This window comes from Crossiella sp. SN42 (genome assembly GCF_023897065.1).
Lineage (GTDB): Bacteria > Actinomycetota > Actinomycetes > Mycobacteriales > Pseudonocardiaceae > Crossiella.
On the sequence record NZ_JAMHIV010000015.1, the window covers coordinates 87867 to 104304 of the forward strand.

General features: G+C 70.1%; 15 protein-coding genes and 1 pseudogene. 9 read left to right on the forward strand and 7 right to left on the reverse strand.

Translation table 11 applies throughout. The annotated features are described in order from the left end of the window. Positions 1-22: 22 nt before the first annotated feature. The gene (locus M8C13_RS19295; protein ID WP_252482019.1) at positions 23-319 is read right to left on the reverse strand and encodes a hypothetical protein; all 297 of its coding nucleotides are present in this window, start codon (positions 317-319) and stop codon (positions 23-25) included. A gap of 74 nt (positions 320-393) precedes the next feature. Beyond that, the gene (locus M8C13_RS19300; protein WP_252482020.1) at positions 394-4137 is read right to left on the reverse strand and encodes an ALF repeat-containing protein; all 3744 of its coding nucleotides are present in this window, start codon (positions 4135-4137) and stop codon (positions 394-396) included. Between the two features lie 245 nt (positions 4138-4382). On the opposite strand from M8C13_RS19300, the gene M8C13_RS19305 reads away from it, so the two are divergent. Both M8C13_RS19305 and M8C13_RS19310 read left to right on the forward strand, forming a co-directional pair. Beyond that, entirely contained in the window at positions 4383-4736 is a 354-nt protein-coding gene (locus M8C13_RS19305) for a hypothetical protein (RefSeq protein WP_252482021.1), read from the forward strand. A gap of 1012 nt (positions 4737-5748) precedes the next feature. Then, positions 5749-6276: a cytochrome P450 gene (locus M8C13_RS19310; protein ID WP_252482022.1), complete on the forward strand. Its 528-nt coding sequence runs from the start codon at positions 5749-5751 to the stop codon at positions 6274-6276. Positions 6277-6346: 70 nt separating this feature from the next. Here M8C13_RS19310 and M8C13_RS19315 read toward each other — a convergent pair whose 3' ends face one another. After that, positions 6347-7201 carry an EamA family transporter gene (locus M8C13_RS19315; RefSeq protein WP_308202820.1) on the reverse strand — a complete coding sequence of 285 codons (855 nt, stop codon included), beginning with the start codon at positions 7199-7201 and terminating at the stop codon, positions 6347-6349. Positions 7202-7336: 135 nt separating this feature from the next. On the opposite strand from M8C13_RS19315, the gene M8C13_RS19320 reads away from it, so the two are divergent. From M8C13_RS19320 to M8C13_RS19330, 3 genes are all read left to right on the forward strand, one after another. After that, entirely contained in the window at positions 7337-8056 is a 720-nt protein-coding gene (locus M8C13_RS19320; protein WP_252482023.1) for an SGNH/GDSL hydrolase family protein, read from the forward strand. A gap of 451 nt (positions 8057-8507) precedes the next feature. Then, positions 8508-8969 (forward strand): MaoC family dehydratase, encoded by a 462-nt coding sequence (locus M8C13_RS19325; RefSeq protein WP_252482024.1) that lies wholly within the window; start codon positions 8508-8510, stop codon positions 8967-8969. A 499-nt stretch (positions 8970-9468) separates the two neighbouring features. Beyond that, on the forward strand, positions 9469-10704 hold the full coding sequence (locus tag M8C13_RS19330; RefSeq protein ID WP_252482025.1) for a cytochrome P450: 1236 nt from the start codon (positions 9469-9471) through the stop codon (positions 10702-10704). Positions 10705-10755: 51 nt separating this feature from the next. Here the strand turns inward: M8C13_RS19330 and M8C13_RS45805 are convergent, their stop codons facing one another. Then, positions 10756-10938: an ATP-binding cassette domain-containing protein gene (locus tag M8C13_RS45805; RefSeq protein ID WP_374213101.1), complete on the reverse strand. Its 183-nt coding sequence runs from the start codon at positions 10936-10938 to the stop codon at positions 10756-10758. A gap of 214 nt (positions 10939-11152) precedes the next feature. On the opposite strand from M8C13_RS45805, the gene M8C13_RS19335 reads away from it, so the two are divergent. Continuing rightward, complete coding sequence (locus tag M8C13_RS19335) at positions 11153-11437, forward strand: hypothetical protein (RefSeq protein ID WP_252482026.1); 285 nt, start codon at positions 11153-11155, stop codon at positions 11435-11437. Here the strand turns inward: M8C13_RS19335 and M8C13_RS19340 are convergent. Both M8C13_RS19340 and M8C13_RS19345 read right to left on the reverse strand, forming a co-directional pair. Next, positions 11429-12438 (reverse strand): annotated as a pseudogene (locus tag M8C13_RS19340) (MsnO8 family LLM class oxidoreductase). The gene M8C13_RS19335 and the pseudogene M8C13_RS19340 overlap by 9 nt on opposite strands. Before the next feature lie 64 nt (positions 12439-12502). Further along, complete coding sequence (locus M8C13_RS19345; RefSeq protein ID WP_252482027.1) at positions 12503-13630, reverse strand: class I SAM-dependent methyltransferase; 1128 nt, start codon at positions 13628-13630, stop codon at positions 12503-12505. Positions 13631-13767: 137 nt separating this feature from the next. On the opposite strand from M8C13_RS19345, the gene M8C13_RS19350 reads away from it, so the two are divergent. The 3 genes from M8C13_RS19350 to M8C13_RS19360 all read left to right on the forward strand — a co-directional run bounded on the left by M8C13_RS19350 (position 13768) and on the right by M8C13_RS19360 (position 15675). After that, positions 13768-14544 carry an ATP-binding cassette domain-containing protein gene (locus M8C13_RS19350; protein ID WP_252482028.1) on the forward strand — a complete coding sequence of 259 codons (777 nt, stop codon included), beginning with the start codon at positions 13768-13770 and terminating at the stop codon, positions 14542-14544. Continuing rightward, a complete protein-coding gene (locus M8C13_RS19355; RefSeq protein WP_252482029.1) occupies positions 14541-15401 on the forward strand; it encodes an ABC transporter permease in 861 nt (286 codons plus the stop codon). The genes M8C13_RS19350 and M8C13_RS19355 overlap by 4 nt, the downstream gene beginning before the upstream one ends. An 88-nt stretch (positions 15402-15489) precedes the next feature. Continuing rightward, positions 15490-15675 (forward strand): CsbD family protein, encoded by a 186-nt coding sequence (locus tag M8C13_RS19360; protein ID WP_252482030.1) that lies wholly within the window; start codon positions 15490-15492, stop codon positions 15673-15675. 49 nt (positions 15676-15724) lie between these two features. On the opposite strand, the gene M8C13_RS19365 is transcribed toward M8C13_RS19360, so the two are convergent. Further along, positions 15725-16348 (reverse strand): LuxR C-terminal-related transcriptional regulator, encoded by a 624-nt coding sequence (locus tag M8C13_RS19365; protein ID WP_252482031.1) that lies wholly within the window; start codon positions 16346-16348, stop codon positions 15725-15727. Positions 16349-16438 lie beyond the last annotated feature (90 nt).

The following is a 16438-nucleotide window of genomic DNA, read 5'->3' on the forward strand; positions in this document are numbered from 1 at the left end:
TCCTAAAAGGAGACCCGGGTACCTACTCAGACCGTGTCACTGGTCCGGATTTCATCCAGGGGGCGAGCAACTCATCGAAGCCTTCGTCAGAGAGGGCCAGCGGGTGGGGTGCCCGCCCTTGCCAGTTCTGTGCGCGAGTCATGGTGGCGATCGGGATGTCAAAGGCGCGTCTGAACGCGGCGATGAACACAATCGCTGAGACCGCGCTGCACTCGCTGAGCAGAGCCTGGGCGAGATCGACCGCGCGGATGCCCGGCGTCCACCGCTGACGAAGCACGCTCTCCGCGGTCTCCACGGATACAAATTCCGGCGTACCCATACCAGTTCACCCTTCTAACGAAGGCCGGCCCGTCGGTGTGGCGGACCGGCCTTCGGTCATCATGCCGGATTCACTCAGGTGAAGCGGAGGTGAACCTCTTCGTAGTTGCCGTGCTCACCCTTTCGACCGAGGATCTCTACCTTCTTGAAACCGAGTCGTCCGGCCATGATTCCAGTGAAGGTTCCTCGCGCAGCGTCCGTGATGTTCTTTCCTTCGCGGAGCAGCCGGTTGAAAGTGTTGATGTTGTCGCCCATGTCCTTGCCCGCGATCCACACGCCGTCGATACCCTTGAGCCGCGGGCCGAAGTGCTCTGCGGCCGCGGTGAGCATTTTCCCGCCGACTCCGGCGATGCCCGTCTTGTTCATGATGGCCATCGTCATGTATCCGCCATTGTCCAGACTCGCGGTGATGCCGGTCTGGCCGTCTTTCAGGAACATCGAGAACTCATCGGCGCTACGGCTAGTCCGGCCGGCTGTGGCCAGCAGTTCTCCGAGTCGGAGAAACTTGGGGTGTGGCATCAACGCGAGCGCGGTCCAGCCGCAGGCTTGAGCCTGCGCGCCGCCCTTTTCCGTGGCGCACTTCCGGAAGTCCTCGATGGTCGCCTTGGCGATCTGCGCCAAGAACTCGGCGGTCATCTCGGCGGTGCTGAAGTGTCCGACGGTGGTGTAGGTGAAGTCGATCGGACTGGTCCCGATTTCGACCCGCTGGCACTGCTCCTTGGCTGTGGCTCCCGCAGGGCAGTTGTAGGTGAACAGCCTGAGGGTCCCGGTGATGTGGTGGTTGACCTTGAAGGTGCAGGTGACGAATCCCTCCGCGCGACCGCCCCAGCAGTCGGCAGAGGACTTGTCCACCGTGACGTTGTCTTTGAGGTTCTCAGGGGCCTTCTCGACACCGAAGGGACTGATGGTCTTCTCGTCGGGAACCTCGCCGGCGTTCTCCCGGGTCTCCTGCAGCAGCGCGAGTTCCGCTGCGGCGTGGCGGGCCTCGCTGGCCGCCCGTTCGGCTGCTTCGGCGTCCTTGCCCGCTTGAATGGCATCAGCGCGGGCTCGCTGGGCATCGGCCTGGGCGGCCGCGGCCGCGGCGCGAGCCCGGGTGGCTGAGGCGGAGGCGCGTGCTGCGGCTGCACTGGCTTCGCGCGCGCTGCCCTCAGCGGCCTTGGCCGCCTCCCTGGCTCGCCTGGCCGACTCAGCGGCCTGGTCGGCAGAGCGTTGGGCGGCGGCGGCGGACTGCTGGGCTGCACGCGCGGCCGCCGCGGCCTGCGCGGCCGATTCCTCGGCTTTGCGGCTCCACTCCTGAGCCTCATCAGCCGCCTGCCGCGCCAGCGCGGCCTGGCTGGCGGCCTGGTTGGCGTTTTCCCGAGCCAGCGCCGCGGACTGGTCAGCCTTGGCCAGATAGCCCGCGATCTGGGCGACGTGTGTAGCGGTGTCGGCATCGCGCAACTGCGCCTTGGGCAGCCCCACCTTGAGGAAGCGCTTGAGGTGGGAGTGCGGACCGGTCAGCGCGGCTTGAGCGGCTGCCTGGACCTCGGGGCCGCCGGTGGCGATGGCGCGGTTGGCTGCCTTGCGGTCGTCATTGACCGCTGCGGTGTGCTGACCTTGTTCAAGAAAACGGCGAAGGGCTTGGGCATCGCCGCGAGAATCCGCGGTCAGCGCCTCGTTACCGGCGGCGTAGACGGCGGAGTCCGCTCCAGCGGCCGCCATGATCTGGTTGACCAGTTTGCGGTCGTCGTTGGTCTTGCCCTCATAGGACCGGGTCCGGAGAAATTCCCTAACCTGCTCCAGACCGGCCCGCAGCGCGGTGACCGCGGCCTCGCGCTCGGCCTGCTTGTCGGTGGTCAGGGCGATGATGTTCGCGCTGGCCCGATCATCGAGCTCCACTGCGCGGGCTACTCCGGTGCGCAGGAAGTCCAGCACGCCGGCGTCGGTACCACCCAACGTCTCCTCGGCCGCACCGCGAACCCAGGGGCCGGCCCGGCTGTAGAGACGCAGTGCCGCCCTGCGAGTGGCGCTCAGCGCGAGCGGAGCCGCAGTGTCCGGATGGGCCGCCTCGGTGAGCAGACGCTGGGTTTCCTCATCCAGCACCGTGGCCTGGCCTGCCTGCCACACCGGCTCGGTGCGCACCCGGCTTGCCTCGTCCTCGACAGCCTCTTGCGCTTCCCGGAGGGCTTGGGACTGCTGCTGGGCCAAGCGTTCGGCGTCAGCGGCTCGCGCGGTGTCCGCGACCTGGTGGGCCTTGTCGGCCGCGGACTTGGCGGCCACCGCTGCCTTGTCGGCCTCGGCCGCCGCAGTGGCGGCACGCTGTGCGGCGTGTTCGGCTTCCCCGGCGTGTGCGGCGGCCTCGTCGGCGGCATCGGCGGCCCGGTTGGCATGCTCGGCGGCAGAGTTGGCCGCATCCCGTGCCTCGAAAGCAGCCTGGGCCGCCTGCTGGGCCAGGGACTGGGTCTTCGCGGAAGCGCGCTGCGCCTCGGCTGCGGCTTGCCGCGCGCGCCGGGCGGCGCGTTCGGCCTCAGCGGCGCTGGCTCCGGCTCGTTTCGCCGAGGCCGCGGCATCCTCAGCGGCCTTGGCCGCATCGTCGGCGAACTTGCCCGCACCCCGCGCGGCGTCCCCTGCCTTGCCTGCTTCGCCGGTGGCCCGGCCGGCCGCGTCGGCGGCCTTGGCGGCCTCGGTGGCGCTCTTGGCCACGTCCCTGGCCTGCTCCGCGGCGACCCGGGCGTCGTGTGCCTTGCCCTTCTCCCGGGCCGCGCCTGCTGCCGCGTCGTGGGCACGAGCGGCGGCGCGTTCGGTCAGCGAGGCGGCAATCGCGGCCTGTCCCGCGGCGTTGGAGGCGACCCGGGCCGCATCGCTGGCCCGGCCCGCGGCGTTGATCGCGGTCTGCGCGGCCGCCGCGGCTCCCTGTGCCGCGTCCGCGGCCCGGGAGGCAGCTTGAGCGGCGCGGCGCGCATCACCCTGGGCCGCAGCGGTTTCCGCCGCAGCCCGCTCGGCCGCTTCCTTGGCTTTCTGCGCCGCGGCGATGGACTGGTTCGCCGCTTCGGTGGCAGCTTCGGTCTGTTCGGCCGCCTTGGCCTGACTAGCCGCGGCGAGCTCAGCCAGTCCCTTGACGGTCAAGGACTCCTCGTCGCGCTGCACAGCGACCTGCCAACCGCTGCGCAGGAACTCCTCGATGTCCTCCACGGTGCCATCCAGCGCACGCTGGCAGGCCACGTAGACCGCGGATCCTTCCCGCGCCGCGGCAAGGATCTTCGTGACCCGGACCCGGTCATCTTGAGCCGCGGCCGCGGTCCACCCGGTGGCGAGGAAAGTCCGGACATCCTCCGCGGTGCCCTTGAGCGCGGCATCGCCCGCGCGGACCACCTGCGGTCCGCCGCGTGCCATGAGCTGGTTGACGCGCCTGCGCTGGTCGTTCTCCCAGGGCTGGCGCCAGCCGGTGTCGAGGAAGGCGCGGACCTCGGAGACGGAACCGCTGAGGGCGGTGTTGGCCGCGTCGCGAACCGCCGGGCCGGCGTCGGCGAGCATGCGCACGAGCCGGATCCGGTCGTCGTGCTCAGCCGCGGTCGGTTGTTCCTCGGTGAGGAACCGGCGTACGTCAGCATCCGTGCCGACCAGTGCGGCTTCAGCCGCACGACCCACCACGGGCCCTGCGGAGGAGTACAGCGCCAGAACGCGGGCACGCTCGGACGGCGCCGGTGCGTTCTGTGTGGCCGCGGGCGAAGGTGCTGCGACCGCACCCGAGGACAGCTCGGGGACCATGCTTGGCCCGAGAGTCAGGCCGAAGACTGTTGTCAGGACGGTGGCGGCGCGCGCCCACCCGGCATCGCGCATAGTTGTGCGCATGCTTATTGAGTCCCCCCTTTTGGACTACAACGAGATCTGCCGATCGAGATCACACTAGCGCCACAGCGGTCGGCATGCCTAGTATCAATCCACCGGATAGGGGGGTGGCCGTGCGGCCTGTTTCGCGATGGACTTTTGTTGGTGTTGCAACCTGCTTGGGGCTGATTAGCGGTGTTGTTGCTGTCTATGCCGCACAGCCGACGCGAGGGGTTGCCGACGAGCAGCCATCGGCGGTGGAACGTTACCTCTACCCTGGCTCTGATCGGATCTTCGCTGAACGCGGAATCCGCCTGATCAGCGGTGATGGCCATATCGTGCTGACCACCTGCGTACCAGGCGGTGCCGGCCAGGTGGTGGTCAACAGCACCAAGTTCGCCGATCCGGTCTGCTTCCAGGTCACCGGCGCGACCGGGTCGCTGACCATGTCGATCCCCGAGGTGTACTCGATCAAGGGAGACGGGCATTTCGGCAAGGCGACGGTGACCACGGGCAGCGCTCAGACCACGACTGAGATCAAGAAGAACAGCTGGACGCCTATCAACGGCGGCGACGGAGCGACACTGCTGAAGATCGAAACGTGGAGCTGACTCTCGTCACCACTGTCGAGCAGGCATCAGTAGCCACTCGAGGCAACATCATTCGCATTTCAGTGAACTAAATCACACGCGCGTAACGCTGGCTGTTTGTTCTGCGATGGAGTGCGCGACTGAATTGAGGCCAGGTCTTATCTTCGGGTCCGTCTGAATTGTGCCAGGTTCACGCTGCGGAATTCGGTGTCGTTTTCCACAGCGTTGAGAACTGTGCTGCACGGGCGGAGTTTCGCAAGTTCGCCAACTGGCATTGCCGGAACCGTGCTCCGGGTGCCGGGGGTGGACGGCCGGCAGCGAACCGGAGGCCGCGGCAGAGGAGACGCGGCGGCTTACCGTCGGCGCAGGGCTGCTTGACGGTGGGCTTCGCAGATGGTGGTCTCCTCCAGGCCGAAGGCTTGTGCCAGGACGAGGCCGTCGATGGTGGCCATGGCCTCGATCGCCCCGGTTTCCAGCTGCCGTAGCGCTCGCGGGTCATGACTTCCCCAACGGATACTCCGAAGCGCGGTTGAGGATGTCCTCGACAGTGAGCCCGGCCGTGATCCGCAGCGCCTGCAGTCCGGACTGGAGGGCACTGTCGTTGAGCAGGGCGGTCGGCGTGACTCCGAGGGCGCGTGCCAGGGCGATGAGGGTGTCGGCATCCAGTCGACCTGACCGGCTTCGCAGCGGGCGAGGAAGCAGGCTGAGGTTTGCGCGAGACGGGCCAGGCGTTCGAGGGTGAGAACGCGCTGCCTGCGCAGCAGGCTTAGCTGGCCGCCGGAGAACGCGGAAACGGGACGGTGCCGCCAGTCCTGGCCACGGCGCTCTGTCGTGGTGGTGTCGCGGGCGACTGGTTCGTCCAGCCCCAGCAGCTTGAGCACGGGGGCGACGGGCACGACGTAGCGGCGGCCGTACAGCCGGGGGCCCGAGCGCCGCTGTCGGCGCTTGTGCCCTCGGGGGAAAGTGTTCAGGGCGCGGGGAAGAAGGTGTTGATCTCGGTCAGGACGCGGTCGGGTGCTTCGCGGACGAGGAAGTGTCCGGCGCCGGGGACGTCGGCGGCGGTGGCGGCGGGGCGGCGTCCTGGAAGGGCGGCACCATCGGCAGCGCCCTCTGGCTGCTCGCCACCCACCCGGAGGCCTGGCAGGCGCTGCGCGCCGACCCCACGCTCGCCCGCCCCGTGGTGGAGGAGATGCTCCGGCTGGAGACACCGCCCAGGTTCATGGCCCGCGCCGCCACCCGCGACGTCGACTTCCACGGAGTGCCACTCGCCCAAGGCGACCGGGTGCTGGCCATGATGGCCTCCGCCAACCGCGACGAGCACCACTACGCCGCCGCGGACACCTTCGACATACACCGCAACCCCACCGACCACCTGGCCTTCGGCTACGGCATCCACGGCTGCGGCGGACAAGGCTTGGCCCGCATGGAGGTGACCGCCAGCCTCACCGCCCTCGCCGAACAGGTCGAACGCATCGAGCTCTCCGGCGAACCGGCCCGCCTGCTCAACAACACGATGCACGGCTTCGAGCACCTGCCGGTGACCTTCGTGCCCGCGGCATAGCCGCACAGCGGGCACGTGGCCGCGCACCTGGGGCACCGGGGCCATGACCGCCCGCTGTGCTGGGTTGGCGTCAAGCCGTCGCCACCGCGGCGATTCCGGCCAGCACCAGGGCCGCGCCGATGAGTCTGCGCACCGGGTTCGCCTCGCCGAACCAGCGCCAGGCCAATAACGCACCGAGCACAATGGACAGTTCCCGCATCGGCGCGACCACACTGAGCGGGGCCAGTCGCATCGCGTACAGCACCAGCACGTAGGCCAGCGGGGAGAGCACCGCGATCACCAGGACCTCGGTGCGGTGCGCCCGCCACACCGCGCGGGTCCGTTCGGGCTGGCGCAGCGCCACCGGGGCCAGGAATAGGCTCTGGGCAAGGGAACCGAGGCAGAAGTAGACCAGCGGCGGGACCGCGAGGGTGGTCACCGAGTAGGCGTCCCACAGGGTGTACCCGGCGATCGCGACGCCGGTCAGTCCACCGTAGACCAGGCTGGTGTTCAGCGCGCCGCGCCGGCCGGTGGGACCGAGGCCGATCACGAACACCCCGGCCACGATCGCGCCGGCGCCGAGCAGTCCGGTCCAGCCGGGGCGTTCGCCGAGCACCAGCACCGCGGCCAGCACGGTCAGCAGCGGGCCGCTGCCGCGCGCCACCGGGTAGACCACCGACATGTCGCCGACGGCGTAGCCGTGCTGGAGCACCAGCGCGTAGGCGGCGTGCAGCACGGCGCTGACCGCGACCGCGAGCAGCCAGGTCCACTGGGCCGGGGTGTCGCCGAAGAGGAAGGCGAGCACCGCGGCCGGTCCGCAGATCACCACCGAGGCGACCTGGTAGAGCCACACGAACGGCGCTCCACCCGCCCCGGCGCGCTTGGCGGCGAAGTTCCACAGCGCGTGCATCACCGCGGCCAGCAGTACCAGGACGATCGCGGTCACCAGCCCATCCTGTGCCCGCGGGCCAGGCCAGTCGAGTGATTTGTGTGTGCGGTCATGCTGATCGATTGACAGCGGCGATCTTCAGGCGCGACAGTTCAGGCAGAGCGAACGCCTTGTGGCCCAAGGGAGTTCGGCATGACGATGCGCAGAGTCGGCAGAGTTCCGGCGATACTGGTCGCGCTGAGCGCGGTGGTCGCCATGGCCTGGGTGGTGCCGCCGCCACAGCTCCGCATCCTGCCCCTGGGCGACTCGATCACCGGCGCGCCCGGCTGCTGGCGCGCCGAGCTCTGGCACCGGTTGCGAGAACGCGGGCACACCGCCATCGACTTCGTCGGCACCAGGACCGGCGGCGCCTGCGGCCCGACCTACGACCGGGACCACGCCGGCTACAGCGGCTTCCAGGCCACCGTGATCGCCAGGCGGAACCTGCTGCCGTCCTGGCTGGCCACCGCCCGGCCCGATGTCGTGCTGATTCATTTAGGTACCAACGACCTGTGGCACGGGGTCGGCACCGAGGCGGTGCTGGCCGCCTACGGGAAGCTGGTCGAGCAGATCCGCGCGCACAACCCGGCCACCCGGATCCTGCTCGCGCAGATCATCCCGATGGCGCCGCGCGGCTGCGCCTCCTGCGGGCAGCGGGTGGTGGCGCTGAACCGGGCAATCCCCTGCTGGGCGGCGGCGCGGTCCACGGCGCGCTCGCCGATCGTGGTGGTGGACCAGTGGACCGGGTTCGACCCGGCCAGCGACACCAACGATGGCGTGCATCCGGTCGACTCCGGATTCCGCAAGATGGCCGCCCGCTGGCTTCCCGCGGTGGCCGCGGCCCTCGCGACGCCCGTCACGTCACCCCGGTGACAGGGCAGCGCGGACCGCACCACTCTTAGCCGAAAAATATGCCCAGCTATCTTGGTCACGGCCTCTTGTGGTCAGCGGCAGAACCGAAGGCCGGTAACGGAATGGCCAAGATTGCCGGAAACTCCGGCGCGTTCTTCAGGTCATTGACGCTGAGAATGGCCCTCCCTAAGCTGCCGACCACGCTGGATTCGATCTGGCGTCTCCGGGAGAGGCAGACTCAGCGCGACGCGGGGCGAAAGCGGTGCGATTCACCGCGTGCTGTTCCCGGGTTGGCACCGATCATGGGGGCTTCATGTGGAGTGGGCGGATTCGCGCTGCCGAGGCGACGTTCGATGACGGGCCGGAGAGCGCTCGTCAGCGGCGGTAACAGCGGTATCGGGCTGGCGACCGCGCGGACGCTGTCCGATGCGGGCGACCGGCTGACCAGCCGACTGAGCCAGGGAGCCGCCCGATGACCGCGATGCAGGTCAAACCGGACGAGCTGGCCGACCTGGCCGGGACCAGCCTCGGCTACAGCGGCTGGCGGCAGATCACCCAGGACCGGATCACCCAGTTCGCCGAGGCCACCGACGACCACCAGTGGATCCACCTGGATGCCGAGCAGTGCGCGCAGGGGCCCTACGGCAGGCCGATCGCGCACGGCTTCCTGATCCTGTCCCTGCTGCCCGCCTTCATCGGCGAGGTGTTCGAGGTCGCGGGCGTCGCGCTGAGCCTGAACTACCGGGTGGACAAGGTGCGCTTCCGCAAGCCGGTCGCGGCCGGGGAGTGGATCAGGGCGAAGGTCGGCATCGGCGCGGTCCGGCAGCGCCCGCACGGCTACCTGGAGGTCACCGCCACGGTGTCGGTGGAGCTGGACGACGGCTCGGTGGCCTGCACGGCGGAGCAGACCAGCCTCTACCCGGGCACGGGGTAGGCGGGCACAGTGGTCGACCTGGTCAGCGGCCCGCTGGTGCAGCAGTTGTCAGCCACTGCCTGACAACGCTTCTCCCCACGAAACACACAAACACACAACTGAGTGTCCCGGTGGAGGATGTCCGGCCGGAGAAGTCCTTCGGCGATGAACTGGACCGGTCCGCATTTCGGACGATGACGCGCTTGGTCTCAAGATCGTCGAGGACACGGTGGCGACAGCCTCGCCCACGGCTGACCGCCCGCCGGTGGGCGGAATCCGAAAGGAAAATCCGGAGAAATCCTCAAGAGTTTGCTGTGCGCCGATTCGGTGCGGAGTTCCGAGGAACTACGGGACCGGGTGGTCCGGACAGCCCAGGTGCTCACCGAGTCCCGCGGGGTCACCCCGGGACCCGCAGGAGCCGCTGACCGCCGAGGGCGGCCGGGGCCGGCACGCGTGGGCACGTGCCGGTTCCGGCGAAGGGCTTGACCCTGACGGTGCGTCAACGTTGGAGGCTGGTCCCATGCCGAACCCGACGACGCACACTGACGCCACCCCGCGCAGCCTGCCGACCGACCGCGACGCCGGTCCCTTCGTGCCGCCCAGCCACCTCACCCGGATGCGCGAGGCCCGCCCGGTCAGCCCGCTGGTCTTCCCCGACGGGCACGAGGGCTGGATCGTCACCGGCTACGACGAGGTCCGCCAGGTCATGGCCGACACCCGGTTCAGCTCCCGGCAGGACCTCGGCGTCGTGCACGAGCCGTACGTGGTCCCCGGCATGCCCGTGGTCACCGAGCCCTCGCCGCAGGTGCCGGGCCTGTTCATCGCCATGGATCCGCCGGACCACACCCGCCTGCGGCGCAAGCTCACCGGCGCCTTCACCGTCAAACGCATGCGGCAGCTGGAAGAGCACATCAACGAGATCGTCGAACGGCAGCTGGACGAGCTGGCCCGGCTGACCCCGCCGGTCGACCTGGTCAAGGAGTTCGCGCTGCCGGTGCCCTCGCTGGTGATCTGCGAACTGCTCGGCGTCCCCTACGCCGACCGCGCCGACTTCCAGGCCAACTCCACCAGGTTCCTGGACATGACCCTGACCATCGAGGAGAAGATGGCCGCCTACGGCGCCCTGGCCGGCTACCTCGCCGCCCTGGTCACCGGCAAACGCGCCGAGCCGGGCGAGGACATCCTCTCCGACCTGGCCGGCCAGGAGGACCTGAGCATCGAGGAGCTGACCGGCATCGGCTTCCTGCTGCTGCTCGCCGGTCACGAGACCACCGCGAACATGTTGGCACTGGGCACTTTCGCGCTCGTGGAACACCCCGACCAGCTGGCCGAGCTGCGCGCGAACCCGGACCTGCTGCCCGGCGCGGTCGAGGAGCTGCTGCGCTACCTGTCCATCGGCGACATCTTCTACCGCTACGCCACCGAGGACCTCGAGCTCGGCGGCGAGACCATCCCCCAGGGCGCCACCGTCGTGGTCTCCCTGCTCACCGCCAACCACGACCCCCACCGCTTCGACAATCCCGCCGCCCTGGACATCCACCGCAACGCCCGCGGCCACCTGTCCTTCGGCCACGGCATCCACCAGTGCCTCGGCCAGCAACTGGCCCGCATCGAGATGCGCGCCGGTTTCGCGGGCCTGCTGCGCCGCTTCCCGACCCTCCAGCTGGCCATCCCGGCGGCCGAGGTGAAGCTGCGCACCAACATGCGGATCTACGGCGTGCACGAGCTTCCGGTCACCTGGACGGAAACAGCCTGAACCGGTTGGCGGGCCACTAGCGATGGTGGTCACCGCCGCGCACCGAGTGCATCAGCGCGGCATACCCGTCCTCCAGCGTCGGCTCCTCCACCGGCGCTCGTCCACCACCAGCAAGCGGGGCTCGCCGAGCAGCGCCTGCGCGATGCCCAGCCTGCGTTTGGCGCCGGTGGAGTACCGGCCGACGCGCTGGTCGGCGATCCCGGTCAGCGCGGACTGGGCCAGCAGGCGCTCGATCTGGTCCGCACGGACTCGACCCGGTCGGCATCCGGGACAGGCACGGCCTGATCCGCGCCATGGCCGAGCGGGGACAGGCGGTGCTGGTGTCCAGTCACCACTTGCCCGAGGTGGCGCTCACCTGCGACCCGGTGGCGGTGCTGGTCTCCGGCAGGATCCGTTATCAGGGCTGGCCGGGACGGGACTGCGCAACCAGGACATGCTGGGCTGCGCGTTGCTGTTCGACGGATACGCCCGCAGCACGGCCCTGCTCGCCCGCAACCTCGCCGGCAACGCCGCGCCCGTGCAGTCGCTGTCCGGCTTCCTGCAGCCACGCCTGCGCGACTTCCCCAGGGTCGCCTCGATCATGGCCAGCGGCGAGTACCGGGACGAGGAGGACGCCGCGCCCGACCTCAAGGAGGACGTCGAGTTCGGGCTCGGCCGCATCCTGGACGGCATCGAGATCCTCATCGCGAACCGGACGGGCCGGCCACCGGGATCCGGCGCGGTGTCAGGCTGAGCGCTCGCCGTTCGCGGTGAGCCGCGCCGGGATGGTCAGCTCGGCCAGGCGGCGGTAGGAGTCGAGCATGTCGGCGCGGTCGTAGGTGCTCATGGTCACCAGGATCTCGTCCGCGCCGGTGCGTTCGAGGAGCTCGCCCAGGTTCGTGGCCACCTCGCCGGGGGTGCCATGCAGCTGGCCGCGCAGCGCCTCCGCCAGCAGCGTTCGTTCCCGCTCGGTCAGCTCCATCGCCAGCACGTCCTCGGGGGAACGCAGCGGCGGGAACTCACCGCGGGTGCGGGAGTGCGCGGTGGACCACGCCTCCGGCAGCAGCAGCCGCCGGGCCTGCTCGGTGGTCTCGGCCACCGCGACCGTCGCGGCGACCACCACATACGGCTCCCGCGCCCACTCCGAGGGCCGGAAAGCGTTGCGGTACCGGGCAATCGCCTCGGTCGAGCGCGGTCCGCCGACCACCAGCGGCAGCCCGAACGCGGCCGCGATCTCCGCCCCCGCCCCGGTCGCCAGCAGGAACGGCGAGACCGTCATCCCCTCCCCCGGCCGGGCGTGCACCCCGGGATGCGCCGACTGCTCCCCGGTGAAGTACCCGAGCAGCTCACCCAGCTGGTCGGCGAAGGCGTCCACGGCCTCCTTGTCCTGCCCCAGGGCCCGCCGCACCCGTTGGTGAACCCGACCGAACGCCCCAGCCCCATGTCGATCCGCCCCGGGTACAACGCCTCCAGCACGCCGAACTGCTCGGCCACCACCAACGGCCGGTGGTTGGGCAGCATCACCCCACCGGTGCCCACCCGGATCCGCTCGGTCGCCGCCGCCACCGCCGCGGCCAGCACCGTCGGCGCCGACCCGGCCAGCCCCGGCACACTGTGGTGCTCGGACACCCAGAACCGGTGATACCCCAGCTCCTCGGCCTGCCGCGCGAACCGCACGGTGTCCCGCAACGCCCGCGCGTCATCCTGGCCCTGCCTGGTGCTCGACCGGTCAAGCACGGAAAGTCGTACCGTCACACCAGGGACAACGCGGGCGGCGGGCGGAGATTCCCGTGGGTGGTCAAGGCCACCGCGGATGCGCTCACTTCGGCCCGAAGCGCACCCAGTCCGGTCCCCCGCCCTCCACGTTCACGCCCTTCTCGATCACCGCCAGGTTGTGGTGGAAGTGCAGGCTCCTGATCTGCTGGTCCGTCGGCGCGGGCCGTCGGCTGCCCGCCAGGATCTCCTCGTGGTTGAGGCCGTCGACCAGCGACTTCAGGAAGCCGAGGCTGGTGTGCGGCGCGTCGAGCTCCGCGCTGGTGCCGCCGAAACGGGGCCAGTACGAGGTTTGCAGGTCCTCGATGGCGTAGTAGCCGCCTTCGCGGAGGTGCGGGAACAGCGTGTGGAAGGTGGTCAGCACATGGTCGACGCGGTGGCTGCCGTCGTCGATCACGATGTCCGGCGGGCCGGTCCTGGCCACCACCGCCAGCAGCGCCTCGGGGTCGGACTGGTCGGCGCGCAGGGTGTGGATGCGTTGGCACGCATGGGGAGTCTTGTCGTGCACGTCGACGCCGTAGACGGTGGCGCGCGGGAAGTAGTGCTTCCACATGCGCAGCGAACAACCGCCGGCGGCGGGGTCGGCGAAGCCGCCGATGCCGATCTCCAGGACGGTCAGGGGGCGGTCGCGCAGCGGCTCGAAGTAGCGCGGGTAGTGCTGGGTGTAGCGGTGGATGCCCCACTTGTCCGACTCGTGGCGGCTGGCCAGCTCAGTCAGGGTCACCTCATCGCGATGGTCCATTGTGGACAGAAGGCGCTGGGCGGCGGCGAACCAGACCGGCGGGCGGCGGAAGGAGGCGATGTCGCCGGAGTCGCGCAGTTCCACCTGGCGGGTGGCCGGACCTGCCGCGCCACGGGGGCCGAGGAGCTGGCGGATCGCTTCCCCGAGCTGCTGGCGGATGGTGGCGTGCGGGGTCGCGGACCGGCCGGCGGCGTGGATGGCGCTGGAGCCGGTGACCGTGACCAGGCAGGCGGTGGTGGTGTCGCGGTGGCCGAACAGGAGCTGGATCTCGATCTCCGTGCCGGGGTCCAGGCGTGGTGGGTCGAGGCGGAAGGCGATCTCGTCGGTGGCGATCTCGGCGCAGCGGCCGGGGCCCAGGTCGTCGATGAGTGCGGCGAGGTCGTCGGGATGGCCGCCCGAGGCGGCGGCGAGTCGCATGACGTCGGTGCGCATCTGTGTCCCCCCTGGATCACGTCGTGTGCCGCCCAGTTCTAGCAGGTTCGTTTCCCGGTGACCGCACGGCGACTGGCCAAGCGATATCCGGGCGGGCAGAGCGCCGTCGTCGATCTCGACCTGCGGGTGCGCCGCGCATGCTGATGGGACTTATCCGGCCCACCGCCGGGCACGCGTCCGTGCTCGGTGAAGCGCCGGGGAATCCGCGCGGACTGGCCGGGATCGGCGCGCTGATCGAGTATCCGGCCTTCTACCCGCACCTGTCCGGCCGGGACAACCTGCGCGTGCTGGCCCGGTCCTGCGGCATGCCCGACTCCCGGGTGGAGCGGGCGCTCGCCCAAGTGGAGCTGGCGGAGCGGGGCGGTGACCGGTTCCGCGCCTACTCGCAGGGCATGAAGCAGCGGCTGGGCACCGCGGCGGCGCTGCTGAAGGACTGCGAGCTGCTGATCCTGGACGAGCCGACCAACGGCATGGACCCGTCGGGCATGGCCGCCATGCGGGAGCTGATCCGCTCGCTCGGCTCGGCCGGGCGCACGGTGCTGCTGTCCAGTCATCTGCTCGGCGAGGTGGAGCAGGTGTGCGACCGGGTGGGCGTGATCCAGCAGGGGCGGCTGATCGCCGAGGGCAGTGTCGCCGAGCTGACCTCCTCGCTGGACGCGGGGCGGCTGATGATCACCGCGAGTCCCCGGCAGCGCGCGGCCGAGGTGCTGCGGCGGCATCCCTCGGTCCGCGCTGTCCGGCAGGAGGGGGAGGATCTGCTGGTCAGCGCGCCGGTGGAGCTCATCGGCGCGCTGAACCGGGAGCTGGTGCTGGCGGAGGTGACGGTGACCCACCTGCGTGCGGTGCGCCATTCGCTGGAAGAGGTCTTCCTGGAGCTCACCGTGGACCAGGAGCCTGCGGCGGTGCCGTCATGACCGCCGCGCTGCGCTCGGAGCTGCTCGCCATCCGCAAGCGCCCGGCCGCCTGGCTGCTCGGCGCCTGCTGGCTGGCGCAGACCTTGCTGTTCACCTTCACCGTGCCCTACCTCGTCTACCGCGCCCAGTCCGGCAGCGCGGCGGCGAACCCGGAGCAGATCGGCGCGATGCTGGGCAACCTGCTGCCGGAAAGCCTGGTGGCCAACACGCTCATGTCCTTCCCGATGTTCGGCGGCGCGATCATGGTGATCCTGGGCGCGGTGCTGATGGGCGGGGAGTACCGGTGGCACACCTGGGGACCGCTGTTCACCCAGGGGCCCGGCCGGATGGCGGTGCTGCTGGCGAAGTTCCTGACCATGGCGCTAGCAGTGCTAGGGATCGTGCTGGCCACCTTCGCGTTCAGCTCGGTGCTGCGCCTGGTCGTGGCCGGCCTGGAGAACGGGCCGGTGGTCTTCCCCGACCCGCTCACCGTGCTGGCCGGGATCGGCGCCTGCTGGCTGCTCGGCCTGGCCTGCGCGACGCTCGGCTTCTTCCTCGCCTCGGCCTTCCGCAGCACCGGCACCGGCCTGGCCGTCGGGCTGGTGTGGTTGCTGGCGCTGGAGAACGCGGTCAACGGGCTGACCTTCGCGCTGCCCGCGGTCAAGGCGGTGCAGACCCTGCTGATCGGGCCGAGCGGCGGCGCGATCGCGGCGGAGCTGGGCGCGCGGCCACAGGGTTCGAGCGGCGGCGTGGCGATGCTGGTGGTCGACGTGACCAGCGCGCCGGTCGCGGTGCTGGTGCTTCTCGGCTACGTGCTGGTCTTCCTCGGGCTCAGCCTGCGCCTGGCCCGCGGCCGGGACATCCAGGGAGCCGGTTAGTCAGGCCACAGCCACGATCGTGGTTGAACCGGCCTGGGGTGGGCACCCTGCTGCTCGTACAGCCGCTGTCTAGCAGGGGAGCTGACATATGAGTACCGGAGACAAGATCGACGCCAAGGCCGACCAGGTCAAGGGCAAGATCAAGGAAGCGACCGGCCGCGCCACCGATGACGAGGGCATGGAGGCCGAGGGCCGTGGCGACCAGGCCAAGGGCGACCTGAAGCAGGGTGTGGAGAAGGCGAAGGACGCGGTCAAGAACATCGTCAAGGACTGACCCGTCCGGCTCGGCGGCGGGTGAGGCCCTCATCACCCGCCGCGCCGGGTCAGATCATCCCGGCGCGCATCGCGTAGGCCACCGCGTGCGGCCGGTTCTTCAGCTTCAGCCGCTGGGTGACACCGGAGATCACGTTCTTCACGGTCCGCTCGGAGTAGCAGAGCCGGGTGGCGATCTCCGCGGTGTCCCAGCCGTCGGCCATCAACCGCAGCACGTCGACCTCGCGCGGACTCAGCCCCGCGGCGTTCATGCCCTTGGGCGCCAACAGTTCCCGTTGCAGCCGCTCCACGTGCTTGAGCAGCTCGCCGAGCATCGCCGGCGGCAGCACCCCGCCGCCCGCCGCGGCCGCCCGGACCCCGTGCACCAGCCGGTCGCCGGTGGTCGCCGCCCTGGGCAGCACCGCGACCACCCGGCACTCCACCGCCGCGAGCAGTTCGGACTCCTCTAACTGGTTGACCACCAGTACAACCGGTACGCCACCGTTGTTGGCCGCCCGGCGCAGCAGCGAGAGCAGCTCGGGGGTGAGCGCGTCGGCGGCGACCACCCGGACGTCGGCGCGTGGCGACTGCAGGCCTTCCTCGACCACCATCTCGGCGCAGGCGCGCAGCGTGCCGGAGAGGCCGGCGGCGGTCAGTGGATCTGGTGCGTAGACCGCGACGCGGATTGCTTCCACTGCGTTCTCCCCGTACGTGGTGGGCCAACGCCGTCAATCCTCACCCTGAGTGACGCCGAAGACATCGGTCACCTGACGGTGTCCCCGCGG